The sequence below is a fragment of the uncultured Erythrobacter sp. genome (assembly GCF_947499705.1).
GTDB lineage: Bacteria > Pseudomonadota > Alphaproteobacteria > Sphingomonadales > Sphingomonadaceae > Erythrobacter.
In genome coordinates, this window is sequence record NZ_CANMPJ010000001.1 from 308,799 (window position 1) to 333,872 (window position 25,074).

20 protein-coding genes and 2 tRNA genes are annotated in these 25,074 nt (G+C 59.6%); 13 read left to right on the plus strand and 9 right to left on the minus strand.

The window, feature by feature from the left end; translation table 11 throughout:
- Positions 1-10 precede the first annotated feature (10 nt).
- The 4 genes from Q0837_RS01305 (at position 11) to Q0837_RS01320 (ending at position 6,116) form a co-directional block, all read left to right on the plus strand.
- Positions 11-913, plus strand: coding sequence for an alpha/beta hydrolase (locus Q0837_RS01305; protein ID WP_298464232.1), 903 nt, complete (start codon positions 11-13; stop codon positions 911-913).
- A 121-nt stretch (positions 914-1,034) separates the two neighbouring features.
- Entirely contained in the window at positions 1,035-1,334 is a 300-nt protein-coding gene (locus tag Q0837_RS01310; protein ID WP_298464235.1) for a hypothetical protein, read from the plus strand.
- A gap of 315 nt (positions 1,335-1,649) precedes the next feature.
- On the plus strand, positions 1,650-3,329 hold the full coding sequence (locus Q0837_RS01315) for a LuxR C-terminal-related transcriptional regulator (protein WP_298464237.1): 1,680 nt from the start codon (positions 1,650-1,652) through the stop codon (positions 3,327-3,329).
- A 90-nt stretch (positions 3,330-3,419) separates the two neighbouring features.
- Complete coding sequence (locus Q0837_RS01320; protein WP_298464240.1) at positions 3,420-6,116, plus strand: YadA-like family protein; 2,697 nt, start codon at positions 3,420-3,422, stop codon at positions 6,114-6,116.
- 157 nt (positions 6,117-6,273) lie between these two features.
- On the opposite strand, the gene Q0837_RS01325 is transcribed toward Q0837_RS01320, so the two are convergent.
- Positions 6,274-6,348: transfer RNA gene (locus Q0837_RS01325), tRNA-Val, on the minus strand.
- Between the two features lie 81 nt (positions 6,349-6,429).
- Entirely contained in the window at positions 6,430-8,319 is a 1,890-nt protein-coding gene (gene sppA, locus Q0837_RS01330; protein ID WP_298464243.1) for a signal peptide peptidase SppA, read from the minus strand.
- Positions 8,320-8,452: 133 nt separating this feature from the next.
- Here sppA and Q0837_RS01335 point away from each other — a divergent pair, with 133 nt between their 5' ends.
- Complete coding sequence (locus Q0837_RS01335) at positions 8,453-9,472, plus strand: aspartate carbamoyltransferase catalytic subunit (RefSeq protein ID WP_298464246.1); 1,020 nt, start codon at positions 8,453-8,455, stop codon at positions 9,470-9,472.
- Positions 9,469-10,704 carry a dihydroorotase family protein gene (locus Q0837_RS01340; protein ID WP_298464249.1) on the plus strand — a complete coding sequence of 412 codons (1,236 nt, stop codon included), beginning with the start codon at positions 9,469-9,471 and terminating at the stop codon, positions 10,702-10,704. Before Q0837_RS01335 ends, Q0837_RS01340 begins: the two co-directional genes overlap by 4 nt.
- 74 nt (positions 10,705-10,778) lie before the next feature.
- Here Q0837_RS01340 and Q0837_RS01345 read toward each other — a convergent pair whose 3' ends face one another.
- From Q0837_RS01345 to Q0837_RS01355, 3 genes are read right to left on the minus strand one after another with little or no spacing between them, the layout of a single operon-like run.
- Positions 10,779-12,260: a tetratricopeptide repeat protein gene (locus Q0837_RS01345; RefSeq protein ID WP_298464252.1), complete on the minus strand. Its 1,482-nt coding sequence runs from the start codon at positions 12,258-12,260 to the stop codon at positions 10,779-10,781.
- Between the two features lie 41 nt (positions 12,261-12,301).
- Positions 12,302-12,868 carry a hypothetical protein gene (locus Q0837_RS01350; protein WP_298464254.1) on the minus strand — a complete coding sequence of 189 codons (567 nt, stop codon included), beginning with the start codon at positions 12,866-12,868 and terminating at the stop codon, positions 12,302-12,304.
- A gap of 15 nt (positions 12,869-12,883) precedes the next feature.
- Positions 12,884-13,597, minus strand: a complete 714-nt coding sequence (locus Q0837_RS01355; protein WP_298464257.1) for a ParA family protein — start codon at positions 13,595-13,597, stop codon at positions 12,884-12,886.
- Positions 13,598-13,861: 264 nt separating this feature from the next.
- Between Q0837_RS01355 and Q0837_RS01360 the strand changes: the two genes are divergently transcribed.
- The 4 genes from Q0837_RS01360 (at position 13,862) to bfr (ending at position 17,182) form a co-directional block, all read left to right on the plus strand.
- Positions 13,862-14,842: an SPOR domain-containing protein gene (locus Q0837_RS01360; RefSeq protein WP_298464260.1), complete on the plus strand. Its 981-nt coding sequence runs from the start codon at positions 13,862-13,864 to the stop codon at positions 14,840-14,842.
- A gap of 84 nt (positions 14,843-14,926) precedes the next feature.
- Positions 14,927-16,231: a DUF418 domain-containing protein gene (locus Q0837_RS01365; protein WP_298464263.1), complete on the plus strand. Its 1,305-nt coding sequence runs from the start codon at positions 14,927-14,929 to the stop codon at positions 16,229-16,231.
- A 111-nt stretch (positions 16,232-16,342) separates the two neighbouring features.
- Positions 16,343-16,534 carry a ferredoxin gene (locus Q0837_RS01370; RefSeq protein ID WP_298469711.1) on the plus strand — a complete coding sequence of 64 codons (192 nt, stop codon included), beginning with the start codon at positions 16,343-16,345 and terminating at the stop codon, positions 16,532-16,534.
- Positions 16,535-16,696: 162 nt separating this feature from the next.
- Entirely contained in the window at positions 16,697-17,182 is a 486-nt protein-coding gene (bfr, locus tag Q0837_RS01375; protein WP_298464266.1) for a bacterioferritin, read from the plus strand.
- Positions 17,183-17,256: 74 nt separating this feature from the next.
- Here the strand turns inward: bfr and Q0837_RS01380 are convergent, their stop codons facing one another.
- Genes Q0837_RS01380 through Q0837_RS01390 form a run of 3 tightly spaced genes read right to left on the minus strand, consistent with a single transcriptional unit; the run spans position 17,257 to position 19,493 of the window.
- The gene (locus tag Q0837_RS01380) at positions 17,257-17,727 is read right to left on the minus strand and encodes a DUF2721 domain-containing protein (RefSeq protein WP_298464269.1); all 471 of its coding nucleotides are present in this window, start codon (positions 17,725-17,727) and stop codon (positions 17,257-17,259) included.
- Positions 17,727-19,157 (minus strand): ribosome biogenesis GTPase Der, encoded by a 1,431-nt coding sequence (der, locus tag Q0837_RS01385; protein ID WP_298464272.1) that lies wholly within the window; start codon positions 19,155-19,157, stop codon positions 17,727-17,729. Before der ends, Q0837_RS01380 begins: the two co-directional genes overlap by 1 nt.
- Positions 19,158-19,208: 51 nt before the next feature.
- A complete protein-coding gene (locus Q0837_RS01390) occupies positions 19,209-19,493 on the minus strand; it encodes a DUF3297 family protein (protein WP_298464275.1) in 285 nt (94 codons plus the stop codon).
- A 143-nt stretch (positions 19,494-19,636) separates the two neighbouring features.
- Here Q0837_RS01390 and Q0837_RS01395 point away from each other — a divergent pair.
- The 3 genes from Q0837_RS01395 (at position 19,637) to Q0837_RS01405 (ending at position 23,385) form a co-directional block, all read left to right on the plus strand.
- Positions 19,637-19,721 (plus strand) — tRNA-Leu (locus tag Q0837_RS01395).
- 58 nt (positions 19,722-19,779) lie between these two features.
- Positions 19,780-21,393, plus strand: a complete 1,614-nt coding sequence (gene tig / locus Q0837_RS01400) for a trigger factor (RefSeq protein ID WP_298464278.1) — start codon at positions 19,780-19,782, stop codon at positions 21,391-21,393.
- Positions 21,394-21,645: 252 nt separating this feature from the next.
- Complete coding sequence (locus tag Q0837_RS01405) at positions 21,646-23,385, plus strand: methyl-accepting chemotaxis protein (protein ID WP_298464280.1); 1,740 nt, start codon at positions 21,646-21,648, stop codon at positions 23,383-23,385.
- Positions 23,386-23,403: 18 nt separating this feature from the next.
- Here the strand turns inward: Q0837_RS01405 and Q0837_RS01410 are convergent, their stop codons facing one another.
- The gene (locus Q0837_RS01410; protein WP_298464283.1) at positions 23,404-24,945 is read right to left on the minus strand and encodes an amidase; all 1,542 of its coding nucleotides are present in this window, start codon (positions 24,943-24,945) and stop codon (positions 23,404-23,406) included.
- Between the last annotated feature and the right edge of the window lie 129 nt (positions 24,946-25,074).

The window sequence follows — 25,074 nt, forward strand, 5'->3', positions numbered from 1 at the left end:
ACTATCGGCGATGTTGTTCTCCAAACTGGCTGCAAGGCTTGAAACCACGAATTGGGAAGAGCGCATCAAATGGGCTCGTACTGGCCCTCCATCTCAATCTTGCTCTGACACAGAGTTCTACGAAGATGATGCGTGCTTGATCCGATACCGGAAGGCTGGGAGCGGCCCCGCAATCGTCTTCTTGTGCGACGGGCCAGCGACGCTTGAAGTCTATGATGGATTGTTCGCCGCTCTAAGATCGCGCTTCACCGTCATCGCCTTTGAAGCGCCGGGGAACGGTTTCTCTGTTCCCAAACCCGGATACGATTTTGGATTCCAGCCTGTGAACGATGGGGTCGCGCGGTTCCTGAGATCGGTAACGGACGGGCCGGCGATCCTCGCATTCTCTTGTGGTGGGACCTATGCCGCAATCGATGTCGCTTCCCGATATCCGGAACTATGCAGCCACCTCGTCGCCATCCAGGTTCCATCCTGGTCGGAAGAGATGCTCTGGAAGAGACGCCGCGATCCAAGAGGGATCATTTCCACGCCATTTCTAGGGCAGATCCTGTTTCCGCGTATGATGAAACCGCGCGCGCCAGCATGGTACGAGCACTCGATGGCCGATACTCCTTTGGTGGCGCATTTCTGCACCTGCACTGCCAAGGCGTTTGACCATGGGGCAACCTTCGCGCTTCCAACAATGTTTCAGAATTATCTTACGGCACGCGAGGCGCCATTCGAGGCGCCTTTGCAACCGACACTCGCAATATGGGGCGAGCAGGACCAATCGCATGCCGAGACTGACAAGAGTTCGTCATTATCGTTGGCAAAGAACTGCGAACTCATCCGGCTCGACCATGTTGGGCACTTTCCCGAGCTCGAAGATCCGGTTGGCTTCTCAAAGCTCCTCGGATCCTTTGCGAAGCTATAGCGGTGTGCGCAGCGACTTGATGAGCAGTGGCCGTCACCCTCTGTCTGTCTTATTCGGTCCAGCATTGAGGAATTCGCTCAACGGATTATCGTCTATGCCCTGTAAGTTAGGGGGATGATCTGTGGATTGGGCAATCATTTCAAAGACACTCACGCGTCTGGAAACTCTGGTCCCTGACGAAGCGGCGGCCGAATTAGCGCTTTTGGGACGCGAAGATCCGGCTTTGTTTGAGCGGGTTGAAGGGCTTCGCGCGACAGCAAATGTCGCCCAATCCTTTATGCAGACGAGCATGCCCGATGCGGGTGTTCATCAGACAGGTTCGATGCAGCCGGCTGATCGCATAGATATCTGGAAGATCAACGCGCTGCTTGGTGCAGGCGGAATCGGCGAGGTCTACGAGGCCTCATTGGCAGACGCCTAGTCAGCGGCGCTCCGGTCTCAAGCCATTAGGGGCCTAGTGAGCTAGTGGCCTAAGCTGGATGATGAACGCTCGAAGCTGACAATCCGCTTCCGACCCACTTTCGGGCAAGACTGCTATTTGGAACGACGCGCCTATCATCCCTTCGACAACAGGCCATGTCATCAACTTTAGCGATGCAAATGAATGGGTTTGTGATAGCGTCACTGAGGCGAATTGCGTGCGAGGCATGGGCTAATCTCAGTCAACGATAATCTGGAACTGGATTTCATCGACCGGCTTTATGCGGTTGCGATGGAGCCTGAGAGATTTTCGGAATTGACCGAGATCTGGAACGAGAGACTGAACCGGGCGGCAACCGAGCAAGGTTCGGAATTCGGCGAGCAGCTCAGAAATCTGGATGGCCATATTGCGCGAGCGGAAAACCTGCTCACCATGGTGACATCGAACCAACAGCTGCTTCCAACTCCGCTCAATGAGAAGTTGCAGTCCGAGCCTCACGCGATGATGGCCATTGATAAGGACGGCATCATCCGGGGGGCCAATGACTCTGCCGAAGCGCTCTACGGCCCCTTGGAAAGCAAACCCATTTCTGAATTGCCGTTCGACGATAGCGGGCTGCGAGCGATACGCCGAACCATCGCGGCACTGACAAGGTCGGCTGACGCAGAACCAAAACCCGGCCTTTTGCAGGCCTTCCGCACCGATGACGATTCACCTGTTCTTATTTCGTTTGCGCACTGGCAAACGGCGGGTGGGCGTTTCCTTTTGCTGGTCAAAACCGTCGGCTTTGCATGGCCAGACAAGCTGACGCCGCTGGTGCAGGATGCGTTTGGCCTGACACCTGCCGAAACAGTGGTCCTAAAGCTGTTGGCTGAAGGTCAGACGGTGAAATCGATCGCCGAAATTCGCGGCGCAACCGACGCGACGGTTCGAACTCAGGTGCGCGCAATTTACGCGAAAACCTCCACCCGAAACCAAAGCGAATTCTTGCGCATGGCTTTGGGTCTGACCACTATGGACCTTGTGGATCGCCAATCCGTGACAGGCGCATTTTCGGTCCCTGATACGATTGATGAATCGCCTTTTCCTCGGCCGGAAAATCGCCACCTTTTAACTCTGCCGGGCGGCCGGATACTGGACTATGCGATGTACGGCGCGCCGGATGGGAAACCGGTGCTGTTCATGCATAGCGAGTTTTTCGGCGACAGCATGTCCGCTCAAGCAGTGCGCCGCGCGGTCGAGCACAACCTGCTGATCATTGCCCCTGCCAGACCGCACAATGGGCGCACCTCGCCTTATCCCGATGGCGTCAAAACATACGATCAGGTCAATGCCGACGCCGTGCATTTGCTGGACCATTTGGGTGTTCCCGAAGTGGTGCTGTTCAGCCAGGTCATGGCGCCGTCTCTGTTCACGATGATGTTTGCCCATAAACATCCAGAACGGGTCAAAGCAGCTGTCTTTCTGGCGACGTTATTCCCCTTCGGGACGAAGCAGGAGGAAGCGCAACTCTTCTCCTTCCACCGATACTTGTCGAGCATCATCCATCGAACACCGAGCATGCTCAAATTCATCGCTCAGGCCGGAATGGCGTACCACAATCAGGTGGGTAGCCGGCGGTTCTTCAGAACCTTCGCCGAAAAACGGCCGGCGGATTTGGATACCGTCAATGATGATGTCGCCTACGCTGCGATGGCCAACGGCGCGCGGCTATGCGGCGCGAGAGGGCATGAAGGATATTACAACGACTATCGCTGCATGCCCAACGACATCGGCGCCAAATTCATGTCGCTGGACATGCCGATAAAGGCGGTGATCGGCGATCAACTCCCGGAGAAGTCAATCTTCAACCTCCTGTATCTTATTGAAAATAAGGAGAACTATCGCAGCGTCAGCGCGCCTGGCTCTGGACAGTATGTCATGTTCAGTAACCCGATCCTGATCATGGATACTCTTGCGGAAATGTGGGCTGAGGCCGCAGCCACCAAAATCTGACCAGCATCATCACAATTGGGTATGCGGCGACAGAAAACACGCGGCACTCCTATCCTCATCAACTCGCGACCATGATGGGGAATGGATGCCATGAAGCCGATTGCCAGAATTCACTTTGCTCTAGCGCTCAGCGCGGCGACCTTACCCTTTGTGTTCGCGCCGCACAGCGCACAAGCCGATGATTGTCTTCTTGACCGGGACGATGATGGAAACGTCGATGTGGGTCCGACAGACAATGATGGCGGCGCAAACTCCAACGACAATGACAGCGCGACAGCTTGCGGGGTCGGTGCAGTGGCAACGACCAGTTCCGCGTCCGCATTCGGCAGGAACGCCTCTGCAACCGGCACCTCGGGATCGACGGCCATCGGAGCTAGCAGCGTCGCGAGCGGCGATGAAAGCACTGCGATCGGAGAAAGCGCCGATGCAACCGGGCAACGCTCCACCGCCATTGGCGAAGACGCCTCTGCCGGTGCACTTGATGCGACCGCATTGGGCAGCAGCGCCGATGCCACCGCAGTCAATTCGACAGCGATTGGCGCGAATTCAGCTGCAACCGCTACCGAAGCCGTGGCCGTGGGGGAATTGGCCGTAGCTGACTTCGTCGACTCCATCGCCATAGGTCAGTCTGCCGATGTTGGCGGCGTGGGAGCCATCTCGGTCGGTGCCGATGCCAATGCCGATGGAGATCGCACAGTCGCAATCGGTGCCAATGCAAGCGCCCTCGTTCAGCGATCGACCGCAGTCGGATGGCAAGCGCGAGCCACAGCATCGCAAGCCACCGCCATCGGGTATAGTGCCAATGCGAGCGGCGTTTCGAGCGCAGCAATAGGAGAAAGCAGCTCTGCAGGCGGTCTCGGGGCTATTGCTCTTGGGCAAAGCGCCAATGCAGGCAGCGCACAGGCGGCGATTGCAATTGGCCGTCTAAGCGACGCCACGACAGAAGGTGCAATCGCCATTGGTGGAGACGGCAGCGATAGCGGCGCAGACGGCGCGCAGGCCTCAGGCTTTTCCGCAGTGGCTATTGGTGCAGACAGCGCAGCAGCAGGTATTTTCTCAATCGCTGTCGGACCAAGCTCCCAGACGACGGGCGACGAAGCGACCGCCATAGGTGGCGGTGCCAGCGCGATTGACAATGCAACATCGTTCGGTGCCCAAGCCAATGCTGGCGGATTGTCGTCCGTCGCCGTTGGCCGGTCCGCAAATGCAGGCGGTATTTTGACGACAGCGGTGGGATCGGGCTCGACTGCGTCTGTGGATGAGGCAATCGCAATCGGGGCCAACAGCAATTCGGCCGCTACAGGCACCATTGCCATCGGAGGTGATGGACAAGACGGCGATTCTGCTGGTGCGCAGGCGACAGGAAACCTGTCCTTGGCAATCGGTGCGGACGCCAATGTATCCGGCCAAAACTCGGTAGTGATTGGACATCTCGCCAGTTCCGATAGAAATGCAACCGTCGCGGTCGGCGTTGCCGCAGATGCATTGGGTTCGTCGGCGGTTGCCATTGGCAACAATGCACAGGGTCAGGGAAGCTCATCTGTCGCGGTCGGCATAAACTCCAACACTACATCCGACGGCGCCATTGCGATTGGCGATACAGCAGATGCTCAAGGTCAGGACAGTTTTGCTTTGGGCACGAAGACCACGGCGGGTGCGATTAGCGCCATCGCAATTGGCGGAGATGGCCCGATTGATGTCGATGATGAAGGATCCGAGGCGACCGCTGATTATGCGACCGCAATTGGTCCAGACGCCAAAGCGACCGGTGCGCTCTCCTATGCATTGGGCGCGATCTCGAGCGCCAGCGGCGTCAATTCGACAGCGCTGGGTTCGTTTGCCAACGCAGAGGGCGGGTCGTCGCTGGCGCTTGGATCGGGTGCAGACGCCTTAGCCAATTTCTCCGGCGCAATCGGAACCGGTTCGATCGCGTCGCACGCCGCATCCTTTGCCTTGGGCGCAGGGGCGAGTACGACGCGGATCAACCAGATCGTGATTGGCCAGGATGGTTCGGGCTTCGGCGCGACCGGGCCAGTGACCGTAACCATCCCCGGGCTGCCCACCGGAGCTTCTAACGCGGCGCAGTCAGGATCGCTGTTCTTCGTTACAGTGGATTCTGCAGGAAACCTTGGTTTCACCAACAGCGTGCCATCATCCGCCAGCGCGCCCGTAGGCATGGTGCAAAGCAATCAGGCGGTCGCGTCAGAAGCTGCCCCGACCTTCACGCACACCAGCGCGGATGGCGGCCCGGTCGGAGCACCCGGCGAAGGGGTTATGACCGCCGATGCCTCGCGGTCCAGCCAGAACCAGCCGGTGGAGATCGCCCGGTTGGATGACACCCAGAACGTGCCGGAACCTCCGACCGATCCCGATACCAATGCAGGCACGCGGCGCGTGGCAACGGCCGCATTCTCGCAAAGCGCCTCGCTTAGTCCTGCCTCCGCTCCGGCGATCGGTCAGGTCTCGCAGACACAATTCGACCAGCTCAGCAATCGCGTTGGTGCCGTTGAAGGGCGGCTCGACCTTGTCGAAGGGCAGCTGGAAGTCCTCGGCGACCAGGTTGCAAGCTCAACCGCGGTTGCTGTTGCGATGGGAGGCACGACCTTCCTGCCCGATCAGAACTTCTCCCTGAGCGCCAATATCGGCACCTATGACGGCGCGCATGCCGGTTCCTTCAGCATCGGTGCGCTTGTCAGCGAAAACGTCGCGGTAAATGCAGGTGTCGCAACAGGCTTCAACCGAAACGGCAAAACCGCAGGAAGAGTGGGGCTCACGATTGGGTTCTGAAGCCGGTGACTAAGGGGAAAGCGGGTATTGTCGTCTGGTCGCAGTGCCCGCTTCCCCTTCCGGATTCAGAAACTGGGCTCCGAAAACCGAATGGCCGTAGTCGGATTTGGCCTTCAATCGATCGGACTTTTCTGTCTCTTCTAAGTAATTGAAAAGATGGTGGGCGCGGCAAGGATTGAACTTGCGACCCCACCCGTGTGAAGGGTGTGCTCTACCACTGAGCTACGCGCCCGTCCTTTGGGCTGATGCCCGGACAGGGGCGCGCATCTACTGCGGGTGTGCCTGCTAGGCAAGCGCAAATGGTGCCGTCAGCTCAGCTTCCGATCAGCGCTCGCAATTGGCCAAACAGCGTGACAGCCTCTTTGCTGGAAAGGCTGGAGGCGCTCGGTTCGCTGGGGCATTCCAGGCAATAGGCCTGCACGCCCTTCGCACCGCTCAGCACTTCGAGATCGCTTCCGATCCTGGCGATAAGTCCGACGCGCTGTTGGGCGGCGATGGCGAAAATGTCACCGCCGCGCGCGCGCTTGCCCTCGCCGGAGCCAGAGACCAATTGGCGGACCAGCGAGTCATACTGTCCCGGTGCCTGACCCAGAAACTTTGGATGCCAACCACCTTCCTCCAGTCCGGCTTCACCAGCCGCCCATGCCAGCGCATCGCTCAGTCCGCCGAATTGATCGACCAGGCCAAGGTTATGCGCAGCACCGCCGTCCCACACACGGCCTTGCGCGATCTGATCGACGCGCGATGTTTCTAGACTGCGCGCTTCGCTGACCCGTTCGAGGAAGTCAGTGTAGGTGTTGCTGATCGAGGCCTGGAAGATCGCATCGACCTCTGGCGTAAGGCCGTCGAGCAGATCGGGTTGGCCAGATAACGGCGTCGTACGGAACCCGTCGGCATTCACGCCAATGTCAGCGGCCGCATCCTCGAATGTGGGCAGCACAGCGAACACACCGATCGATCCGGTGATCGTCTCGGGCTGGGCAAAGATACGGTCACCAGCGGTCGCCACCCAATAGCCGCCACTCGCCGCGACATTGCCGAACGAGATCGCCACCGGAATATCCTTCTCGCGGTAACGATTGATCGCCCGGCGGATTTCTTCGGAGGCCGTTACCGAACCACCCGGAGAATTCACTCGCACAACCAGAGCAGCGAAATCGTCATCCAGAGCTTCGTCGAGTAAGCGTGCGATGCGCGCCCCGCCAGCTGTCCCTGGACCCGCCTCACCATCAACGATGTTGCCAGCCACCGTAACGACGCCGATGGCTTTGCCGCTTTGCGAAGGTGTGGTCGCGGAAAGGAACGGGCCGAGTTCGGTCTTGGCGTAGGAACCGGGCGCTTCGCTCCATGTGTCTTCGCCCGCAATCTCAGCAACACGCGTCCCGAATTCGGTCGGGCTACCGAGCTTGTCGACCAAACCCGCGTCGAGCGCAGCCGTTGCAAGATCGCCATCCGACGCTTGCACCCACGCAACCGGATCGCCGGTCACACGGTCAAGCTTCGCTGCGGGGCGGGCCTTCTTCACATTGGCTTGCCACTCTTCCCACAGCGCCCCGTAAAGGCTGGAGAGGTTTTCGCGGGCTTCATCCGACATCGAATTGCGCGAGAACGGTTCGACCGCCGATTTGAAAGTGCCGACGCGGTAGATGCGCGCGTTGATGTTCAGACGGTCGAGCAGGTCGGCGTAATAGAGGTTGCTGCCGCCGGGGCCTGAGATCAGCGCACCGCCGAGGGGATCGACCCAGACCTCGCTGGCATGTGCCGCCAGGTGCATTTGATCGTCGCCATAGGCGAGCGCATAGGTCAGCACGGGTTTTTCGGCCTTGCGCACGCGGTCCATCGCTTCGCCTATGGCCTGCATGTGGACCTGTCCGCCGCCGATAAAGCCGGTCATGTCCAGCACAACCGCCTTGATCCGGTCATCGCTCGCGGCTCCATCGAGTGCACGGACGAGATCGTGGACGCGGTATTCGCCAACAGGTGCTTCACCGCTGATCAGGACGTTGAGAGGATCAATCTCCGACCGCTCTTCGACAACATATCCATCTAGATCGATCAGGAGCGCACCATCGCGGACCTGGCCGGGGCTCGGCCGCATGGTCAGTATGCTGAACAGCGCAATGAAGAACAACAACATGAAGATCAGGACGAGGGCGTCTTTGACCCCGACCAGCAGTTTCCAAACCTTGCCTGCAAAACTCATGAAAGCTGTATTCCTCTGTATGCGAATAAATTCACCCGTTCCCACTTAGGGCTTCGTTCCCAAAACTTCTATGGGGAGCGCATGTTCCAATGGGTTGAGTGCACGATGGCACTCGTCTAACGGCGTGGCTTTAATGACAGACGCACAATCCAGCACGGGCGACAGCCGCTTTCCGGCGGGTCGGCTCGCGTTTCCGCATCGCGATTTGCTAGGCATCGGCCAGCTAGAGCGACATGAGATACTCTACCTGCTCGATCAGGCGGAACAATGGGTCGATCTCAACCGTCAAAGCTCCAAGCATGTTGGACTGCTCAGCGGGCTGACGATCATCAACGCCTTCTTCGAAAACTCGACGCGGACGTTGTTGAGCTTTGAGATTGCGGGCAAGCGGCTGGGCGCCGATGTCGTCAATATGCATGCGGCGCAAAGCTCGGTGAAGAAAGGCGAGACGCTGATCGACACCGCGATCACGCTCAACGCGATGCGAGCCGATGCGATTGTGATACGCCACGGATCGAGCGGAGCGACGCGGTTGATCGCGGACAAGGTTGATTGTCCGGTGCTGAACGCGGGTGACGGCAGCCATGAGCATCCCACGCAGGGACTGCTCGATGCGCTGGCTTTGCGTGAAAAGCTGCGCGAGCGCGGCGAAGACTCGGACGATTTCACCGGTTTGACCGTGACGATATGCGGCGACATCCTGCACAGCCGGGTCGCGCGCTCTAACATTCTGTGTTTGCAGGCGATGGGAGCAAAAGTCCGCGCCTGCGCTCCGCCCGCGCTGATGCCTTCCGGCATCGAAGCGATGGGCGTGGAGCCATTCCATGATTTCGATGCGGCACTGAGCGGCACTGATGTGGCAATGATGCTACGGCTGCAATCGGAACGCATGGCCGGGCAGTTCATTCCGTCGGCGCGTGAGTATCATCATCTCTACGGTCTGACGAAAGCGCGATTGGACCGCGCCGCCCCTGAGGCGCTGGTGATGCATCCGGGACCCATGAATCGCGGGGTGGAGATCGACAGCGAGGTCGCGGATATGATCGACCGCTCGATCATCACCCAGCAGGTGGAGATGGGCGTGGCGATCCGCATGGCGAGCCTCGATATCCTGACACGCAGCGCGCGCGGCGTAGAAGGGTGGGCAGCATGAAACAGGTCCAGCCAATCACGATTACTGGCGGCAGACTGGTCACACCTGACGGTGTGATTGAAGGCGCGATCCGCCTTAACGGTGGGCTGATCGAGGCGCTCGGCGCGAATGTCGCGCCGCAGGATGGCGACGCGGTGATCGACGCTCGCGGCAAGCTTGTGGCGCCGGGTCTCGTCGACCTTGGCGTGTTCTCTGTCGACAAGCCGGCGTTTCATTTTGGCGGGATCACGCGCGCGGCGCTGATGCCCGATCAGTCTCCGCCGCTCGATTATCCGAGCCGCGTCAATTACATCGCCAAGAGCGGCAAGCCCGATCTCTGGGTGCATCCGCTCGCGGCTGCCACGCGAGGTCTGGAGGGCCGTGAACTCGCCGAAGTTGCGCTGATGCGGGATGCCGGTGCGCGAGGGATCGCGACCGGACGGCAATGGATCGCGGATTCGGGCGTGATGCTGCGGCTGCTGCAATACGCCGCCATGCTCGATCTGGTTGTTGTGACGCATGCCGAAGATGCCGGACTGACCGGTGAAGCCGCGGCGACAGCTGGCGAGGTCGCCACAAGGCTTGGATTGCCAAGTGCACCTGCCGAAGCTGAGGCTTTGGCGATTGCGCGCGATATTGGATTGGCCGAAATGAGCGGCGCGCGGCTGCACATCCGGCAGGTGACAACAGCGCGCGGCTTCGATCTGGTACGCGATGCCAAGGCGCGCGGCGTGAATGTAACGTGCGGGATCATACCGGCGCATTTCATGCTGTCCGATCTCGACACCGCCGATTTCCGCACATTTATGAAGCTTTCCCCGCCGCTGCGGTGCGAAGCCGACCGTCAGGCGGCGCGCGCTGCAATCGGGGAGGGTGTAGTCGATGTGATTTCCAGCGGTCACGATCCTTGCGGCCCAGAGGGCAAGCGTCTGCCATTCGCCGATGCCGAGCCGGGCATGGCAGGGGCGGAGACGCTGCTGGCGATGACGCTAAGCCTGGTGCGCGACGAAGTGATCGATATGGGTCGGGCGTTCGAGCTACTTGCGGCAAACCCTGCGAAGCTCCTTGGAGTCCCCGCAGGATCACTTGAACAGGGCATGGAAGCCGACATCGCGCTGATCGATCCGGAAGCACCATGGTTCGTGGACCGCACCAAGATGGAAGCGACGGCGGACAACACCCCGTTCGACCGGCAAGGAATGCAGGGCAGGGTGCGGGGCCTGATCAAGGGCGGGGTCGAAATCGAGCTGTAGTCCAAAAAATACCCCCGGAGCTTGGGGCTCCGGGGGTGAAAGTCTCGCTGAAGCTCATGGAGAGCTTGGAGAAATTAGCGTGAGCGCGCTGCGACCCGTACGCCGCTGTCGATTGCACCCTTGGGCGGGCTCGACTTGGCATAGGCGAAGCAACCGCGACCGGAAGATTTGACCGATCCGCACATTGCACGGGCGCTGCGCGGGCCAAAGCCTGCTGCGGCGACGCGGTAGAAGATGCGGTCGTTCACTTTCGCCTTGGTTATTACAACGTCATGGCCTTTCAGAGCCGGAAAGCGCTTCTGGAATTCTTTCCACTTGGCTTTCGCAACCGCGCGGGTGTCATAGCTGCCGAGCTGGATCAGGTGGCTGTTGGCCGACTTGTCGCTCGATGCGGCGCGAGTTGCAGCCATGCGGCGCTGTGGCGCCTTCTTGGCTACGCGCTGCGGTGCCTTGGGCTCTTCTTTGGCCTTCTCTGGCACTTTCTGCACCACGGCGTTCGAAACGAAGCGCGGGGTGGCGGATGCTACGGGGACAGGTGCAGCGGGTGTTGCAACCGGTGCTGCAACTGGAGCTGGAGCAGGTGCCTGTGCGACCGAAGATGCCGGGATCGGCTGAACTACAGGAACCGAAGTGGTTGCCCGCAGGATGCTCGAAACCACTGGATCAACGGCTTCGGGTTCGGCATCCATCTTCATCGCCAGCGTTTCGGTTTGGCTCGGCTCAGCCGGAGCTTCCACCAGATCGGCATCGGTCAATTCGCGGCCTGCCTCTGCCTGCACATCAACCTGCACGGCTGCTTCGGCGACCATCGCTTGCTGGCTCGGGAAGTTGGCCAGTGCGAGATGGTTCGGCTGTCCGCCGGCGTTCGAAGGAGAAACCTGCAGCAGCGTGGCCACACGGACCATCACGTCTTCAGGCTTCGCAGTTGCAGCCCAATCGCTCAGGCGAGCATCGATCTGATCCGCAGGAACGTCTTCCGACGCCATCACGCGGGCGCCGCGCCAGTTGCCGGAAAGGGCGTAGCTGTAAGCGAGGTTCTGGCGAACCTTGGCGCTGTTTTGGCCAGAACGCAGCGCGTTGACCAGAATGTGGATGCCGCGTTCAGGCTTGCCGGCCAGCGAATAGGCCAGACCAAGATCGGCAGGATCAATGGCGCCTTCCCAGTCGCTGAGCATTTCAATCGCGCTCGAGCTGTCGCCCAGAGCGGTCTTGGCCAGGGCATAGCTCAGCACTGTACGCGGGTCGTTATCGCCCAGTTCAATCGCATCACCGAAACTGGTGGCAGCGGCTTCGAACCGGCCCGCTTCGAGGTAAGATGCACCGAGAAGCGCACGGAAACTGGAATTACGCGGTTCGGCCAGAACGGCGGCTTCGGCATGCGAAATCGCTTTGTCGGCCTTGCCTTTCTCGAGCGCGGACTGCGCTTTGTTGAAAGAGGTTTCTGCGCTCGGTGCCGCCGAAGCGGTGCAACCGGCAAGCGCGACACTGGCGAGAGCCGTGGTCATGATCAGTCCGATCTTCGGGCCGTTCATGCGGTGTGTAGTGGTACGAGCCATGGTCATTGTCCCCTCGGTGGTCCTATGTGGCATTCGGTCGTTCAAGTGCGTTTCATGCGCTGAGCCAGCGCGTCGATATCGTCGATTTGATCCAGCAGCGCATCGAGCGCTTCGGTCACTACTGCCTGGGCGCTCTTGCCCTGCATGGTTGCGGCGAGCCGCAGTTTGAGATGGCGATCCGTGTCGAGCCGCAGAGTGAAAGCGGCACGGCGACCTTTGGCCGCGGGCTTCTTTGCGGTTGTCTTGCGCGGCTTTTTTGCAACCGTGATTGCGGGTTCAGCCGCTTCGACAGTCGCGTCGTCGGTAGCTGCTTCCGGGCCTTCCATCGCCGCATCGGCGAGCACACGGTCTTCGAGATTTTTTTGCTGACGCTTCACCACCGGACTGGCTGCTTCGAGCGCGTCCTGATTGGCGGTGTCGGGCGTGATCGGAACCACATCGGCTCCGTTTTCATCGTCTTGGCCCATGTCGTTCCAGCCAAGATCCTCGAGCGCTTCGTCCTCCACATCTTCTGGGAGCGGGGCGACTTGAGGACGCATGGCTGGCTTTGCGCCGCCCTTGCGAGCGAGCAATGTGGGCCCAAGCGAGGCGAAGCTGGCTTCGGACATTGCTGGGTGCGCCTCTTACTGAGCCACGCGGCGGCCAAAGCCGCCACCGGAACGGACACCAGCACTCGCGGTTTGCGCACCTGGGGTGGCAAAGACTGTGCGGCGGAAATTCTTTTCGAGCCGGTCGGAAATGTACTTCCACAGCGCGGTCATCTCGGCAGCGCTGCGGCTTTCTGGATCGACTTCCATGACCGTGCGGCCGTCGATCATCGATGCGGCAAAGTCGGTGCGGTGGTGTAGTGTGATCGGAGCGACAGTGCCGTGTTGCGACAGCGCGACGGCGGCTTCCGAAGTAATCTTGGCCTTGGGCGTGGCGGCATTGACGACAAACACCAAAGGCTTGCCTGCGCGCTCACACAGATCGACCGTAGCGCCGACAGCGCGAAGATCGTGCGGGCTAGGGCGAGTTGGAACGACAATAAGCTCGGCAACACCGATGACCGACTGGATAGCCATCGTGATCGCCGGAGGCGTATCGATAACGGCCAGTTTGAAGCCTTGCTGACGAAGGACTTGAAGGTCGTTTGCAAGCCGCGAAACGGTGGTTTGGGCGAAAGCGGGATATTCCGCTTCACGCTCGTTCCACCAATCGGCGAGCGATCCCTGCGGATCGATGTCGATCAAAACGACTGGTCCGGCGCCTGCGCGCTGGGCCTGTACGGCCAGATGTCCGGACAGGGTAGTTTTCCCCGATCCGCCTTTCTGCGATGCCAAAGCGAGTACACGCAACGCTCGGTCCCCCTGGAATTAGCCCATTGGTGCCGCCCAATTGCGGCTGGATGAGCTTTAGATCGCAGGACACCACTAATTTAGAGTTAACGAGACAGGACCGAGGCCGATCAACAAGGTAAAAATCTCGAACTCGTTTGCGCATTGGTAATCAGCGCGGGTTCTTGGCAACCAAATCCTAACGCATTGTTCACTATGCTCCGCCACACATTCAGATCAGGATTGCCCGCGTGAACGCGCCGGCAACGTTAAGGAGTGGCCGCAATGACCGTATCCCGCATCAATTCAAACCTGCGCAGCGCCGCAATGGCCGGCGCCGCAATTTTCACCGCAATCGCCGTTCCCGCTGCCGCCGATGTGAAATCGGGCGTCGACGCCTGGAGCCAGGGCGATTTCAACCGTGCAGTGAATGAATGGCAGATGCCAGCGCAGAATGGCGATCCTGACGCTCTGTTCAATCTCGCGCAGGCTTACCGCCTTGGTCGCGGTGTTGCTGCAGATGTTTCACGCGCGCGTGAGCTTTATGCCGAAGCCGCTCAGAAAGGCCATGTGAAGGCCGCCGACAATTATGGCTTGCTCCTGTTCCAACAGGGCGAGCAGAAATCCGCGATGCCGCTGATCCGCGCCGCTGCCGATCGCGGCGATCCGCGCGCGCAATATATCGTCGGGCTATCGCACTTTAATGGCGACTACGCCGACAAGGACTGGCCGCGTGCCTATGCGCTGCTGACTTTGGCACAATCGGCTGGGTTGCCTCAGGCTTCCACTGCGCTTGCGCAAATGGATGAGTACATTCCGAAGGAACAGCGTCAGCAGGCTCAACTGCTCGCGCGTGAAATCGAAGCCGAAGCGGGTAAGCGCCGCGCTGCCGAACTGGCTTCGGTCGATCTGGGCAAGCGCCCGGCAGCACCTGCTCCTTCCGCAATTACGCCTGTTCCGGCCCCAGTTGCAGCCACACCGCGTCCTGTCCGTCCGGTCCCAGTCGCCGCCCCGCCGCGTTCGGCGACAAATCGGTCGGGCAATTGGAAAGTCCAGCTGGGCGCATTCGGTGTGCGCGCCAATGCCGACAAGCTTTGGCGCAAACTCGCCGGGACAAGCGCGCTCTCCGGGACTAGCAAGATTCTCGTCCCGGCTGGCCGCGTAACACGGCTGCAAGCCAAGGGTTTTGCCAGCCGCGCTGAAGCGCAGGCCGCCTGCACCGCTTTGCAACGTCAGGGACAAGCCTGCATGGTCGCCAAGCCGTAGACTTCTTCCGACGGACGCACTTCCCCTAACGCGCCCGCCTGCTACCATGCTTGACGGGTCAGGTGTGGCAGCGGGGGATCGCCAGTGAGTACGGTTGAACAAGCGGGCAGTGTCCCGATCGAGGATGCACCGGTCGACACGCCCGAATCTTCGTTGGTTCCGGCCAAGAAAGCCGAGCGTATCGGCAGTCTCGATCTCATTCGAGGCATTGCCGTGATGGGCATTCTGGTCGCGAATATCGTCGCATTCGGCCAGCCGTTTCAGGCATATATGTATCCCGAAGCGTTTCTGACCGATCATGGCCCAGCTTCGGATTGGCTGCTCGTCGCGCAATTCGTGCTGATCGATGGCAAGATGCGCGCCCTGTTCACTCTGCTCTTCGGGGCAGGGCTCTATCTGTTCATGGAACGAGCCTGGGCGAGGGGCGCGTCTCGACGACTGCAGATGCGGCGGCTGTTCTTCCTGATGCTGTTCGGGATGATCCACTTCTATCTCATCTGGTTGGGTGACATTCTGTTCTACTACGCCGTGATCGGCTTCGTGATCGTCGGATGTCTGAAATGGAGCGCCAAAGCGCAGCTCTGGACTGGCCTGATTGGCTACATTTTCGGTGCTCTCCTGTACGCAACGATGCTGTCTGTTCCGTATGTCGTGAGCGAAACTTCGATCGGCGAGAGCGAGGAAATGGCGCCGATGCGCGTCGACCTCGATCGCGGCAAGGCAGAGGCTCTGGCAGAAAGTAGCCGGGAATCGGCGCTTATCCAGTCGGGCGACTATTTCGGATATGTCACGCTAAGGGCGACCGAGCATTGGTACGAGCCGCTCGTGAATGTGTTTTTCTTCGGGCTTGAATCGCTGCCGCTGATGCTGCTGGGCGTGGCGCTGTATCGAATGGGATTTTTCAGCGGGTCCTTTGCGCCGCGCAAGATGCGCCTGTGGGGTTGGCTCGGCTTGACCATCGGCGCAGCGTGGCATCTCGCGCTCGCGCTGTGGGCCAAGGGTGACGGCTATACCTATTACGGGATGCTGGCGATTTTCGTAGGCTGGAGTCCGATACCAAGGCTGATGATGGCATTGGGGATCGCTGCACTGCTGGTGGAATATTCGCCGCAATGGACCGGATGGCTGGCGCAGCGCGTGTCGGCCGCCGGGCGTGCCGCTTTCACCAACTATCTCGGCACGTCTATTGTAATGCTGTTCGTGTTTCACGGCTGGGCGTTGGGGCTGTTCGGAGAGCTTAGTCGTCCGATGCTCTACGTCGTGACGGCCCTAACGTGCGCCTTGATGCTGGCATGGTCGAAACCATGGCTGGAGCGGTATCGCTATGGTCCGCTCGAGTGGCTGTGGCGCTGCCTGACCTATGGAAAGATGTTTCCGTTGAAGCGCTGAGGATTGCGGCCACACTTGCAGCAGGGCAGCGGTGAACAAAACCCCTTGCTATTGAGAATAATTCTCATACATTGCTTTTGCAAACGCTTCGCAGGAGTGATTCTAAGCACCATGTATATTTGCATCTGCAATGCCATTCGTGAGACCGAACTGCGTCAGGCGGCGCTGAAATCCGGTGGCGATGCGGAATCGACCTATGCGACGATGGGCAAGAAACCCAATTGCGGCCAATGCCTTATCAAGGCTGCGCGGATCATTGCGCAGGAGCGCGATCTGGCTTCTTGCGAAAACCTCGCAGTATAAGCTGACCAAGCGCAACTGCGAGCCTTTCGCAAAGCGCTGATTTATAAGTAAAAAATTCGATACATCCCTTGTTCCGGATGGGAACTGCCGCCATATTGTGCGCGTTCAACTCATCGATCAGACGCGCCGTGCGCCTGGGACCATCACAAGGGAATTTCCGCCATGAAGGGCGATGCGAAAGTCATCGAATATCTCAATAAGGCGCTCACCAACGAGCTGACCGCGATCAACCAGTATTGGCTGCACTACCGCGTGCTCGACGATTGGGGCGTGACCAAGCTCGCCGAATATGAGCGCAAGGAATCGATCGAGGAAATGGAGCACGCCGACAAGCTCGCCGAGCGAGTGCTGTTCCTCAACGGTCTCCCCAACTTTCAGGCGATCCACAATCTGCGCGTCGGCGAAACGGTTGAGGAAATCCTCAAAGCGGACATGGCGCTGGAAGAAGACGCGATCCCTCTGCTGCGCGATGCGGTCGAATATTGCGAAAGCGTGCGCGACTATGTCAGCCGCGACCTGTTCGCCGGTATCCTGACCAATGAGGAAGAGCACGTCGACTTCCTCGAAACCCAGTTCGATATGATCGAGAAGATGGGCCTGCAGAACTACGTGCAGTTGCAGAGCCAAGCCGCTGGCGAGGGCGGCTGAGGCTCAAGTCTTATTGGTCCACGAAGAATCGAGGGGCGGGGCAACGATGCTCCGCCTTTTTTTGTCTACGAGTTTTAGTCTGAATTCGGCCCAGTCCCGCGCGCGGCGAGCAGTGTCTCTCGAAAAAAGAACGCGAGGCCAGCGATCAAGCAGCCGACAGTGGCAACCCATAGGATGGCGATGACGGTCCCGATCTGTGCATCGACGTAGGTTGAGACGAACAGAAGCGCGATCACTACACTGATTATTGCTCCAGCCGCTGTCGAAACCATGATTGCACGCCGGGCGAGATTTCGCCGGGCGTACAGCCATTCGATCTCGCCCTCTGCCCGTGCAGCCTTGACTGGGTCGTCGTGGCCCTCCAGCCGCTCGATCCGTCCAGCGATCCAGTTCAGCCGCGCCACCATGACATTCATGATGCTGCCGATGCCGACGAGCAGGAATGCGGGCGCAAGGCTGGATTGCAGCGCTTTCGTCACCGCAGGGGTGCTTGCAGTTTGCTGCAGCAAGTCGTTCGCTATGGCGGCGCCAAGCAGGTCAAGCATCACGATTTGTCGCTGCCTCCACTGTAATTGCCACCCCCGCCTTTGTTCGCGTTATAGGGGTTTTTGGGGCTCTTCAGTGATACTCGCACTGGCACGGCATCGAAGCCGAGTTTCGCGCGGATGCCGTTGACCAGATAGCGCTCATAGCTCTTGGGCAGATCGTCGAGCCGCGTTCCGAAGATCACGAAGCGCGGCGGACGGGTGCCGACTTGAGTGATGTAGCGCAGTTTGATCCGGCGACCTCCGGGGGCGGGTGGCGGGTTGGCTTCCATCGCATCGTCGAACCAGCGGTTGAGCGCAGCTGTAGGCACGCGCTTCGACCAGCTGTCGCGCAGATCGAAAGCCGCCTTGAGCATCGGGTCGAGACCCTTGCCGGTCTTCGCGCTCACAGCGAACAATGGCACGCCTCGTACCTGTGCCAAGCCATCGTCGAGCGCCGCGCGGATGCCGTTGAACAACCCGCTCGCGTCCTCGGCGATGTCCCATTTGTTGATCGCGATCATCAACGCGCGCCCTTCTTCGAGAGCAAGGCTGGCGATCTTGAGGTCCTGATGCTCGAGGCCCTGAGTGGCGTCGAGCAGCAGCACCACGACCTCGGCAAAGTCCACGGCACGGCGGGCATCGGCGACTGAGAGCTTTTCGAGCTTTTCGACCACATTGCGTTTCTTGCGCATCCCGGCGGTATCGATCAGCCGGATATCGCGGGTCTCGTTCGATTTCGGGTCGGTCCATTCCCAATCGATCGCAATCGAATCGCGTGTGATCCCTGCTTCCGGTCCGGTCAGCAGTCGGTCTTCGCCGAGCAGGCGGTTGATCAGAGTCGACTTGCCGGCATTGGGGCGTCCGACAATCGCAAGTTTCAGCGGTCCCAGCGGGGCGTCTTCGTCTTCTTCTTCGGAGGCGAGCTGGGCAGCCGCTTCTACGGCGTCCGCCTTTTCACCGATGATCGGCCAGAGCGCGCTGAACAGATCGGCGACACCCTCGCCATGCTCGGCAGACAGCGGGACCGGATCGCCAAACCCGAGTGAGTAGCTTTCGAGCACACCGCTTTCGCCCGCCGCGCCTTCGGCCTTGTTGGCAACAAGGACAATCGGCACATCGTGTTCGCGCAAATAGCGCCCAATTTCTTCATCGAGCGGCGTCAGTCCTGCGCGCGCATCGACAACGAACAGCGCGACGTCGGCGCCTTCAAGGCTCGCTTCTGTCTGTTTGCGCATCCGACCAGGCAAGGTGAGCTCGTTCTCGTCCTCCCAACCTGCCGTATCGACGATGGTGAATTGAAGGCCAGCAATCTCGGCGTCACCCATCCGGCGGTCACGCGTAACACCGGGCTGATCGTCGACCAGCGCGAGCTTCTTGCCAACCAGCCGGTTGAACAGCGTCGATTTGCCGACATTGGGCCTGCCGATGATGATGACTTGTGGTTTCATGCTTGCACGACAGGTGGCGCTTCACTCGCCACTTGGCAAGCGAACCGGCTGTCAGCCTTTCTTTGCGATCGGCGGATCATCGCCGAGGTCTTCGAACCAGGCTTCGACTTCGCCCGGCAGTTTCAGCAGTAGCGGGTTGCCTTTGCGGTCGACGGTCTTTCCTGCCTGAACCTTCACCCAGCCTTCGGAAATCGAGTATTCCTCGATATCGGTGCGCACGCGCCCCTTGAACTTGATGCCAACGCCGCGTTGCAAGGCTTCGCCATCAAAGTGCGGGCTACGCGGGCTCACAGCGAGGTGATCGGGCGGGAGGTCGCTTTTTGTCTCTTCAGTCATGTGCGCGCCTCTAATGTCGGATTGTCCCTACGACAACTCTGTTGATGGGGCGTGTTACGCTTGCCCTTTTGCGTGGACCGGGATACAGGCCCGCTCATACGCGCGGGAGCCACTCGGTTTCCCGCGCGGCTTCGTTCGGGCTAGCGGGCGTGGCGGAATTGGTAGACGCGCTGGTTTTAGGTACCAGTATCGAAAGATGTGGGGGTTCGAGTCCCTTCGCCCGCACCAATTCGCCGCGCTGGGGTTCGAACTCCTGATTACATTAGAAGGTTTCAATACAGTCCCCATGCAAACCAAGCAGACCAGCAACGAAGGGCTCAAGCGCGCCTACCTGATCACGATCACCGCCGCCGAGATCGCGGACAAGATCGACGCGGAGATCAAGAAGATCGCTCCGCAGGTGAAGATGCCCGGCTTCCGCCCCGGCAAGGTGCCCGCGAACCTCGTCAAGAAAATGCATGGAGAGCAGATTCACGGTCAGACCGTCAACGATGCGATTCGCGATTCGGTCGACGCTTTGATCAAGGACGAGGAACTGCGTCCCGCGATGCAGCCGAAGATCGAGCTTGGCGAAGGCTATGAAGAAGGCAAGGACGCCGAGATCACGGTTGAACTGGAAGTTCTGCCGGTCATTGAAGCGCCAAGCACCGATGGCCTGAAGCTCGAAAAGCTGGTCGTTCCGGTGACAGACGAGCAGATCGAAGAAGCGATCGGCAACATTGCAGGCCAGAACAAGAGCTACAAAGACGCCGCCAAGACCAAGAAGGCTGCCGAAGGCGATCAGCTGATCATCGATTTTGTCGGCAAACTGGACGGCGAAGAGTTCGAAGGTGGCAAGGCCGAAGACGCTCCACTGGTAATCGGGTCAGGCGCGTTCATTCCGGGCTTCGAAGAACAGCTGACCGGCGCGAAGACTGGCGATGAAAAAGTCATCACCGTCACCTTCCCAGAAGACTACCAGGCGGAAAACCTCGCCGGTAAGGAAGCGACTTTCGACATCACCGTAAAGCAGGTGAAGGTCGAAACTGACACCAAGATTGACGATGAGTTCGCCAAGAACCTCGGCCTCGATAGCCTCGAAAAACTGCAAGAGATCATGAAAGGTCAGCTGGAACAGCAGACCGCTGGTCTCACCCGCACACAGATGAAGCGCTCACTGCTTGATCAGTTGGCGGCAGGCCACGATTTTGAAGTGCCTGCGACGATGGTCGATGCCGAGTTCGAGCAGATCTGGGCCCAGTTGCAGCAAGAAGCGGCCAAGGAAGAAAATCCTGAAGACGCTCTCAAGCAGATTGAAGACGAAAAGGACGACTACAAGGCAATCGCGGAACGCCGCGTGCGGCTTGGCCTGCTCCTGTCCGAAATCGGTCAGGCGAACGGCGTCGAAGTGACGCAGCAGGAAATGCAGATGCTGGTGCAGCAAGCTGCGCAGCAATATCGCGAGGAAGATCGCGAGCGCTTCATGCAGTATATCCAGCAGGAGCCAATGGCCGCAGCTCAACTGCGCGCGCCTCTCTATGAAGACAAGGTCGTCGACTTCCTGTTCGACAAGGCCGAAGTCACCGAGCGCGAAGTGACACAGGACGAATTGCAAGCCGCAATCGAAGCTGATGAAGACGTCGAAGCGGAGAAGGCGAAAGCCAAGCCCGCTGCCAAGAAGAAGGCCCCGGCGAAAAAGCCAGCGGCTAAGAAGGCTCCAGCGAAAAAGGCTCCCGCTAAGAAGGACGAAGCCCCGGCTGAGAAGAAGGCACCAGCGAAGAAAGCTCCGGCCAAGAAACCAGCCGCCAAAAAGGCCCCGGCCAAAACCGCGGCAAAGCCAGCAGCCAAGAAAGCGCCAGCTAAAAAGGCTCCTGCCAAGAAGCCAGCGGCCAAGAAGGCGCCGGCCAAAAAGGCAGACTGATCAGTTACATCGGTTGGCGCCGTTGGGTGCTGACAGGATGAACACAGAAAAAGGCGCGGGCAGGATGACTGTCTGCGCCTTTTTCTGTGTGGCATCGGCGTCCGATGATGAGCGGTTGGGGTAGCTGCTCAATCCCAAAACTCCATGCCTCGAATTAGAAGTCCTTAACCACGAAGAGCTAAGTGTGTCTGACAACGTAAGACAGAATACCTAGGCCGGGATGGCCCGGGCGCTCAGGGGAATCTTCGAAAAATGGCAGGCTCGCGGATAGTTCAGCGGTTTGAGAATTGGCTGCAGCGCGGTTCGATCCAGTCGCAAACGGGGCGGATATTCAATCTGTTCGCGCTGCTTGTGCTGATACTCGGCGCTGTCGCCACCGTTGGCACTATTCGGATCGAGCAACGATCATCGGCGCTGTCGAATCTGACCGATGTCGCATTCCTGACCGCCCAAATGACGCGCCAGGTCACTCTGTCGAAAGACAATATGGGAGCATACCGTGCGCGCGGATACGATGCCGAAACCATCGCTTTGTCGATTGAGCAGGCTCGCAGTGCCGTCGAGATGAACAAGCAACTTCGCAAAAGCGCTGCCTCGCTTGATCCCGAATTCATTCAGCAAGTCGCTGAACTTGATGCTGGTCTGCGCAACATCGAAACGCTGCTGATCGAAGTACGCGACGCTCCACGCAGCATGGTAGAGCAGGAGTCTTTCCTCGGTCCGCGCTACGATGCGCTCGACACGACGATCGCGGACGTCGTGGCGGTGCGTGAGAAAGCGGCGACGCAAGTAGCGGAGCATTCCGGCGAGGGATTGACCCAAATCCACACGCTGATTGCTGCACTGCTTGTTGGTGTGATCGCAGCGCTCGGACTGGTGATGTTGGGTAAGAAGATCGTCTCGCGCCGAGTGGTTGAACCGATCGCTCGGATCAGCAGTGTCAGCGAACAGATCGCTGCAGGTGAAACCGATCACGACATTCCTGGCTCTACACGCGATGATGAAATTGGAACGCTCGCGAAGGCTTTGAACGTTCTCCGGCAAGTCCAGCACAAGGCGGCGGAAGAGGCTCAATTACAGCATGACCGAGAGTTGAGCCGTCAGCGTGACATTGAAGAAGAACGCGAGGAGCAGCGGCGCAAGCAGTCCGCTTTGCTCAAATCGCTGGCGGATCAGTTCGAGAAAACCGTCAGCGACGTGGCAACCGAAGTGGCGGCGACGTCGGACCAGATGCACTCGGCAGCAGTGGAATTGGCTGGCCATGTCGATGCATCATCGAGCACGGTTTCCGAAGCGAACGACAATCTCAAACAGGCGTCGGCCGGAATCACCGGGGCAGCGTCGGCGACCGACGAGTTTGCGATGTCGATCACTGAAGTCAGCCGTCAAGCCACGTCATCGTCGGAGCGTGCGCGAAAGGCCGCAGAAGCCGCGAGCAAGGCAGACGAAACAGTCGCCGGTTTGACGAATTCAGCCGACCGCATCAGCCAAATCATTGAGGTGATCGCCGGGATCGCACAGCGCACCAACCTACTTGCCCTTAACGCGTCCATCGAAGCGGCACGTGGCGGCGAAGCTGGCCGGGGGTTTGCGGTGGTCGCAAGTGAAGTGAAAGAGCTCGCGGTTCAGACCGCACGCGCGACCGAAGAGGTAGAAGTCCTGATCCGCGATATGCAGGCATCGACTGGCGAAAGCGCGACAGCTCTTGGTCAGATCGCAGAGGAAGTGGTCGCGCTCGAATCCACCGCGATAGCAATTGCGACCGCCGTCGATCAGCAGGCGGTGGCAGGCCAGGACCTTGCTCGCAGCATCGATCTGGCGGCACGCAACACTGCCACGGTTAGCGCCACCATCGATGATGTCAGTCAGGTGTCGATGACCTCGGGCACAACGGCTGCGCAGGTGCGGGAAAGCTCTGCCAATCTGTCGCAGCAATCGACCAAACTGCGCGAGCAGGTAAGTCAGTTCCTGCAGCAAGTTCGGGTCGCCTGAACGACGACGCGGCGGGGCTTAAGGCTGCGGGCTCCAAGGCTTGAATGAAGGAGTGGGCAGTTCTGCCGTCCGCGCTTTTTCATAGGCTGCGCCTGCTTTCAGAACCGCATGATCTTCCCACTTTGCGCCGAAGAAGCTGATCCCAACCGGTAGCCTTTCGATATGCCCCATCGGAACCGTCAGGTGCGGATAGCCTGCGATTGCAGCCGGACTCCCAAACCCGATTGAGCCGTTGAAGTTGTCGCCATTCACCAGATCGCTAACCCAGCTAGGACCGCGCGTCGGGGCAACAAGGAATTGGACATCGTTTTCGGCGAGCAGCTTGTCGAGCGTTTCCGGCCCAGCGATCCGCAGCGCATTGGCGAGGGCCTTTTCATAGGCTTCGCGGTCGGTGTTCGCCTCGGCAGCCTGAAAGATTCCCTGATCGAACCAGCGCATTTCGGTGTCGGCATTGGCTTTGTTGAAGGCGATCAGGTCAGCGAGGCTGCGCGGTGCAACATCCGCATCGGTCTCGTCCCCGGATCCTCCAATTGCCGGGATTGAACCGAGGTACTTGCCCATCTCCTCTCGCAGTTCGAACAGCAGAATGGTGAAGCTGTCCTCCCAAATCGCGTCGTCGATCTCAAACTCAATGTCGACCAACACGGCGCCTGCGCGTTCAAGGTCCTCTAGCGCCGTTCCGAACACAGCCTTGACATCGTCCCGATTGCCCACCTGATTGCGCATCACGCCAATGCGTACGCCTTCGAGTGAAAAGTCTGAGAGACCTTCGGTGTAGTCCGCAATGCGCGGCACTCCGATCGTGACCGGATCCGCCTCGTCTTCGCCGGCAATCGCGCTCAGCAGCAATGCCGCGTCGTATACCGTCTGCGTCATCGGCCCGGCGGTGTCCTGCGTGCTCGAAATCGGTACGACATGCGTCCGGCTGATCAAACCCACACTGGGTTTGAAACCGACAGCGCCGTTGATCGAGGCTGGACAGGTGATCGAACCGTTGGTCTCCGTTCCGATGGCGCCCCATGCCATTCCAGCTGCGACAGCCGCACCGCTGCCCGAGGACGAGCCGCAGGCGTTGCGGTCGGTTGCATGCGGGTTGCGCGTCAACCCTCCAACAGCGCTCCAACCGCTGGTCGAATCGTTCGAACGGATATTGGCCCATTCCGAAAGGTTGGCCTTGCCCAGTACCACTCCGCCGGATTTGCGCAGATTGGCAATCAGTGGCGCGTCGCGGCGGGTGAAGTTGTGCTTGAGCGCAAGGCTGCCGGCGGTGGTCGGCCATTCCTCGGTTTCGATATTATCTTTGACCAGAACGCTGCGGCCCTTGAGAATTCCGACATCGGCCATCTCCCGCGCCTTGAACCCCGCGGTGAAGGAATAAGCGATCACCGCATTGAGCCCGTTCGGCCCGCCATTGAGGGTTTCGATCGCTTCGACGCGTTTGGCCATATCCGCTTCGGCATCGAACTCGGCATGGCTTTCTGAGTGATCGGCTGACGCTGTCCCGGCGGCGAGTGCAACAGCAGCGACACTACTCAGCGAAATCATGGAAATGCGTTTCATCGCAGTGTGATCGCGGTTTTGCCCGGGCCTTGCAAGTCCGACCCCCTAAACGCTTTCGAGCTTGCACGTTTCAAACTCGGACAGGGCATCCAACAGCGATTGAATCGCTCTCCGATCTCGCGAACTGTG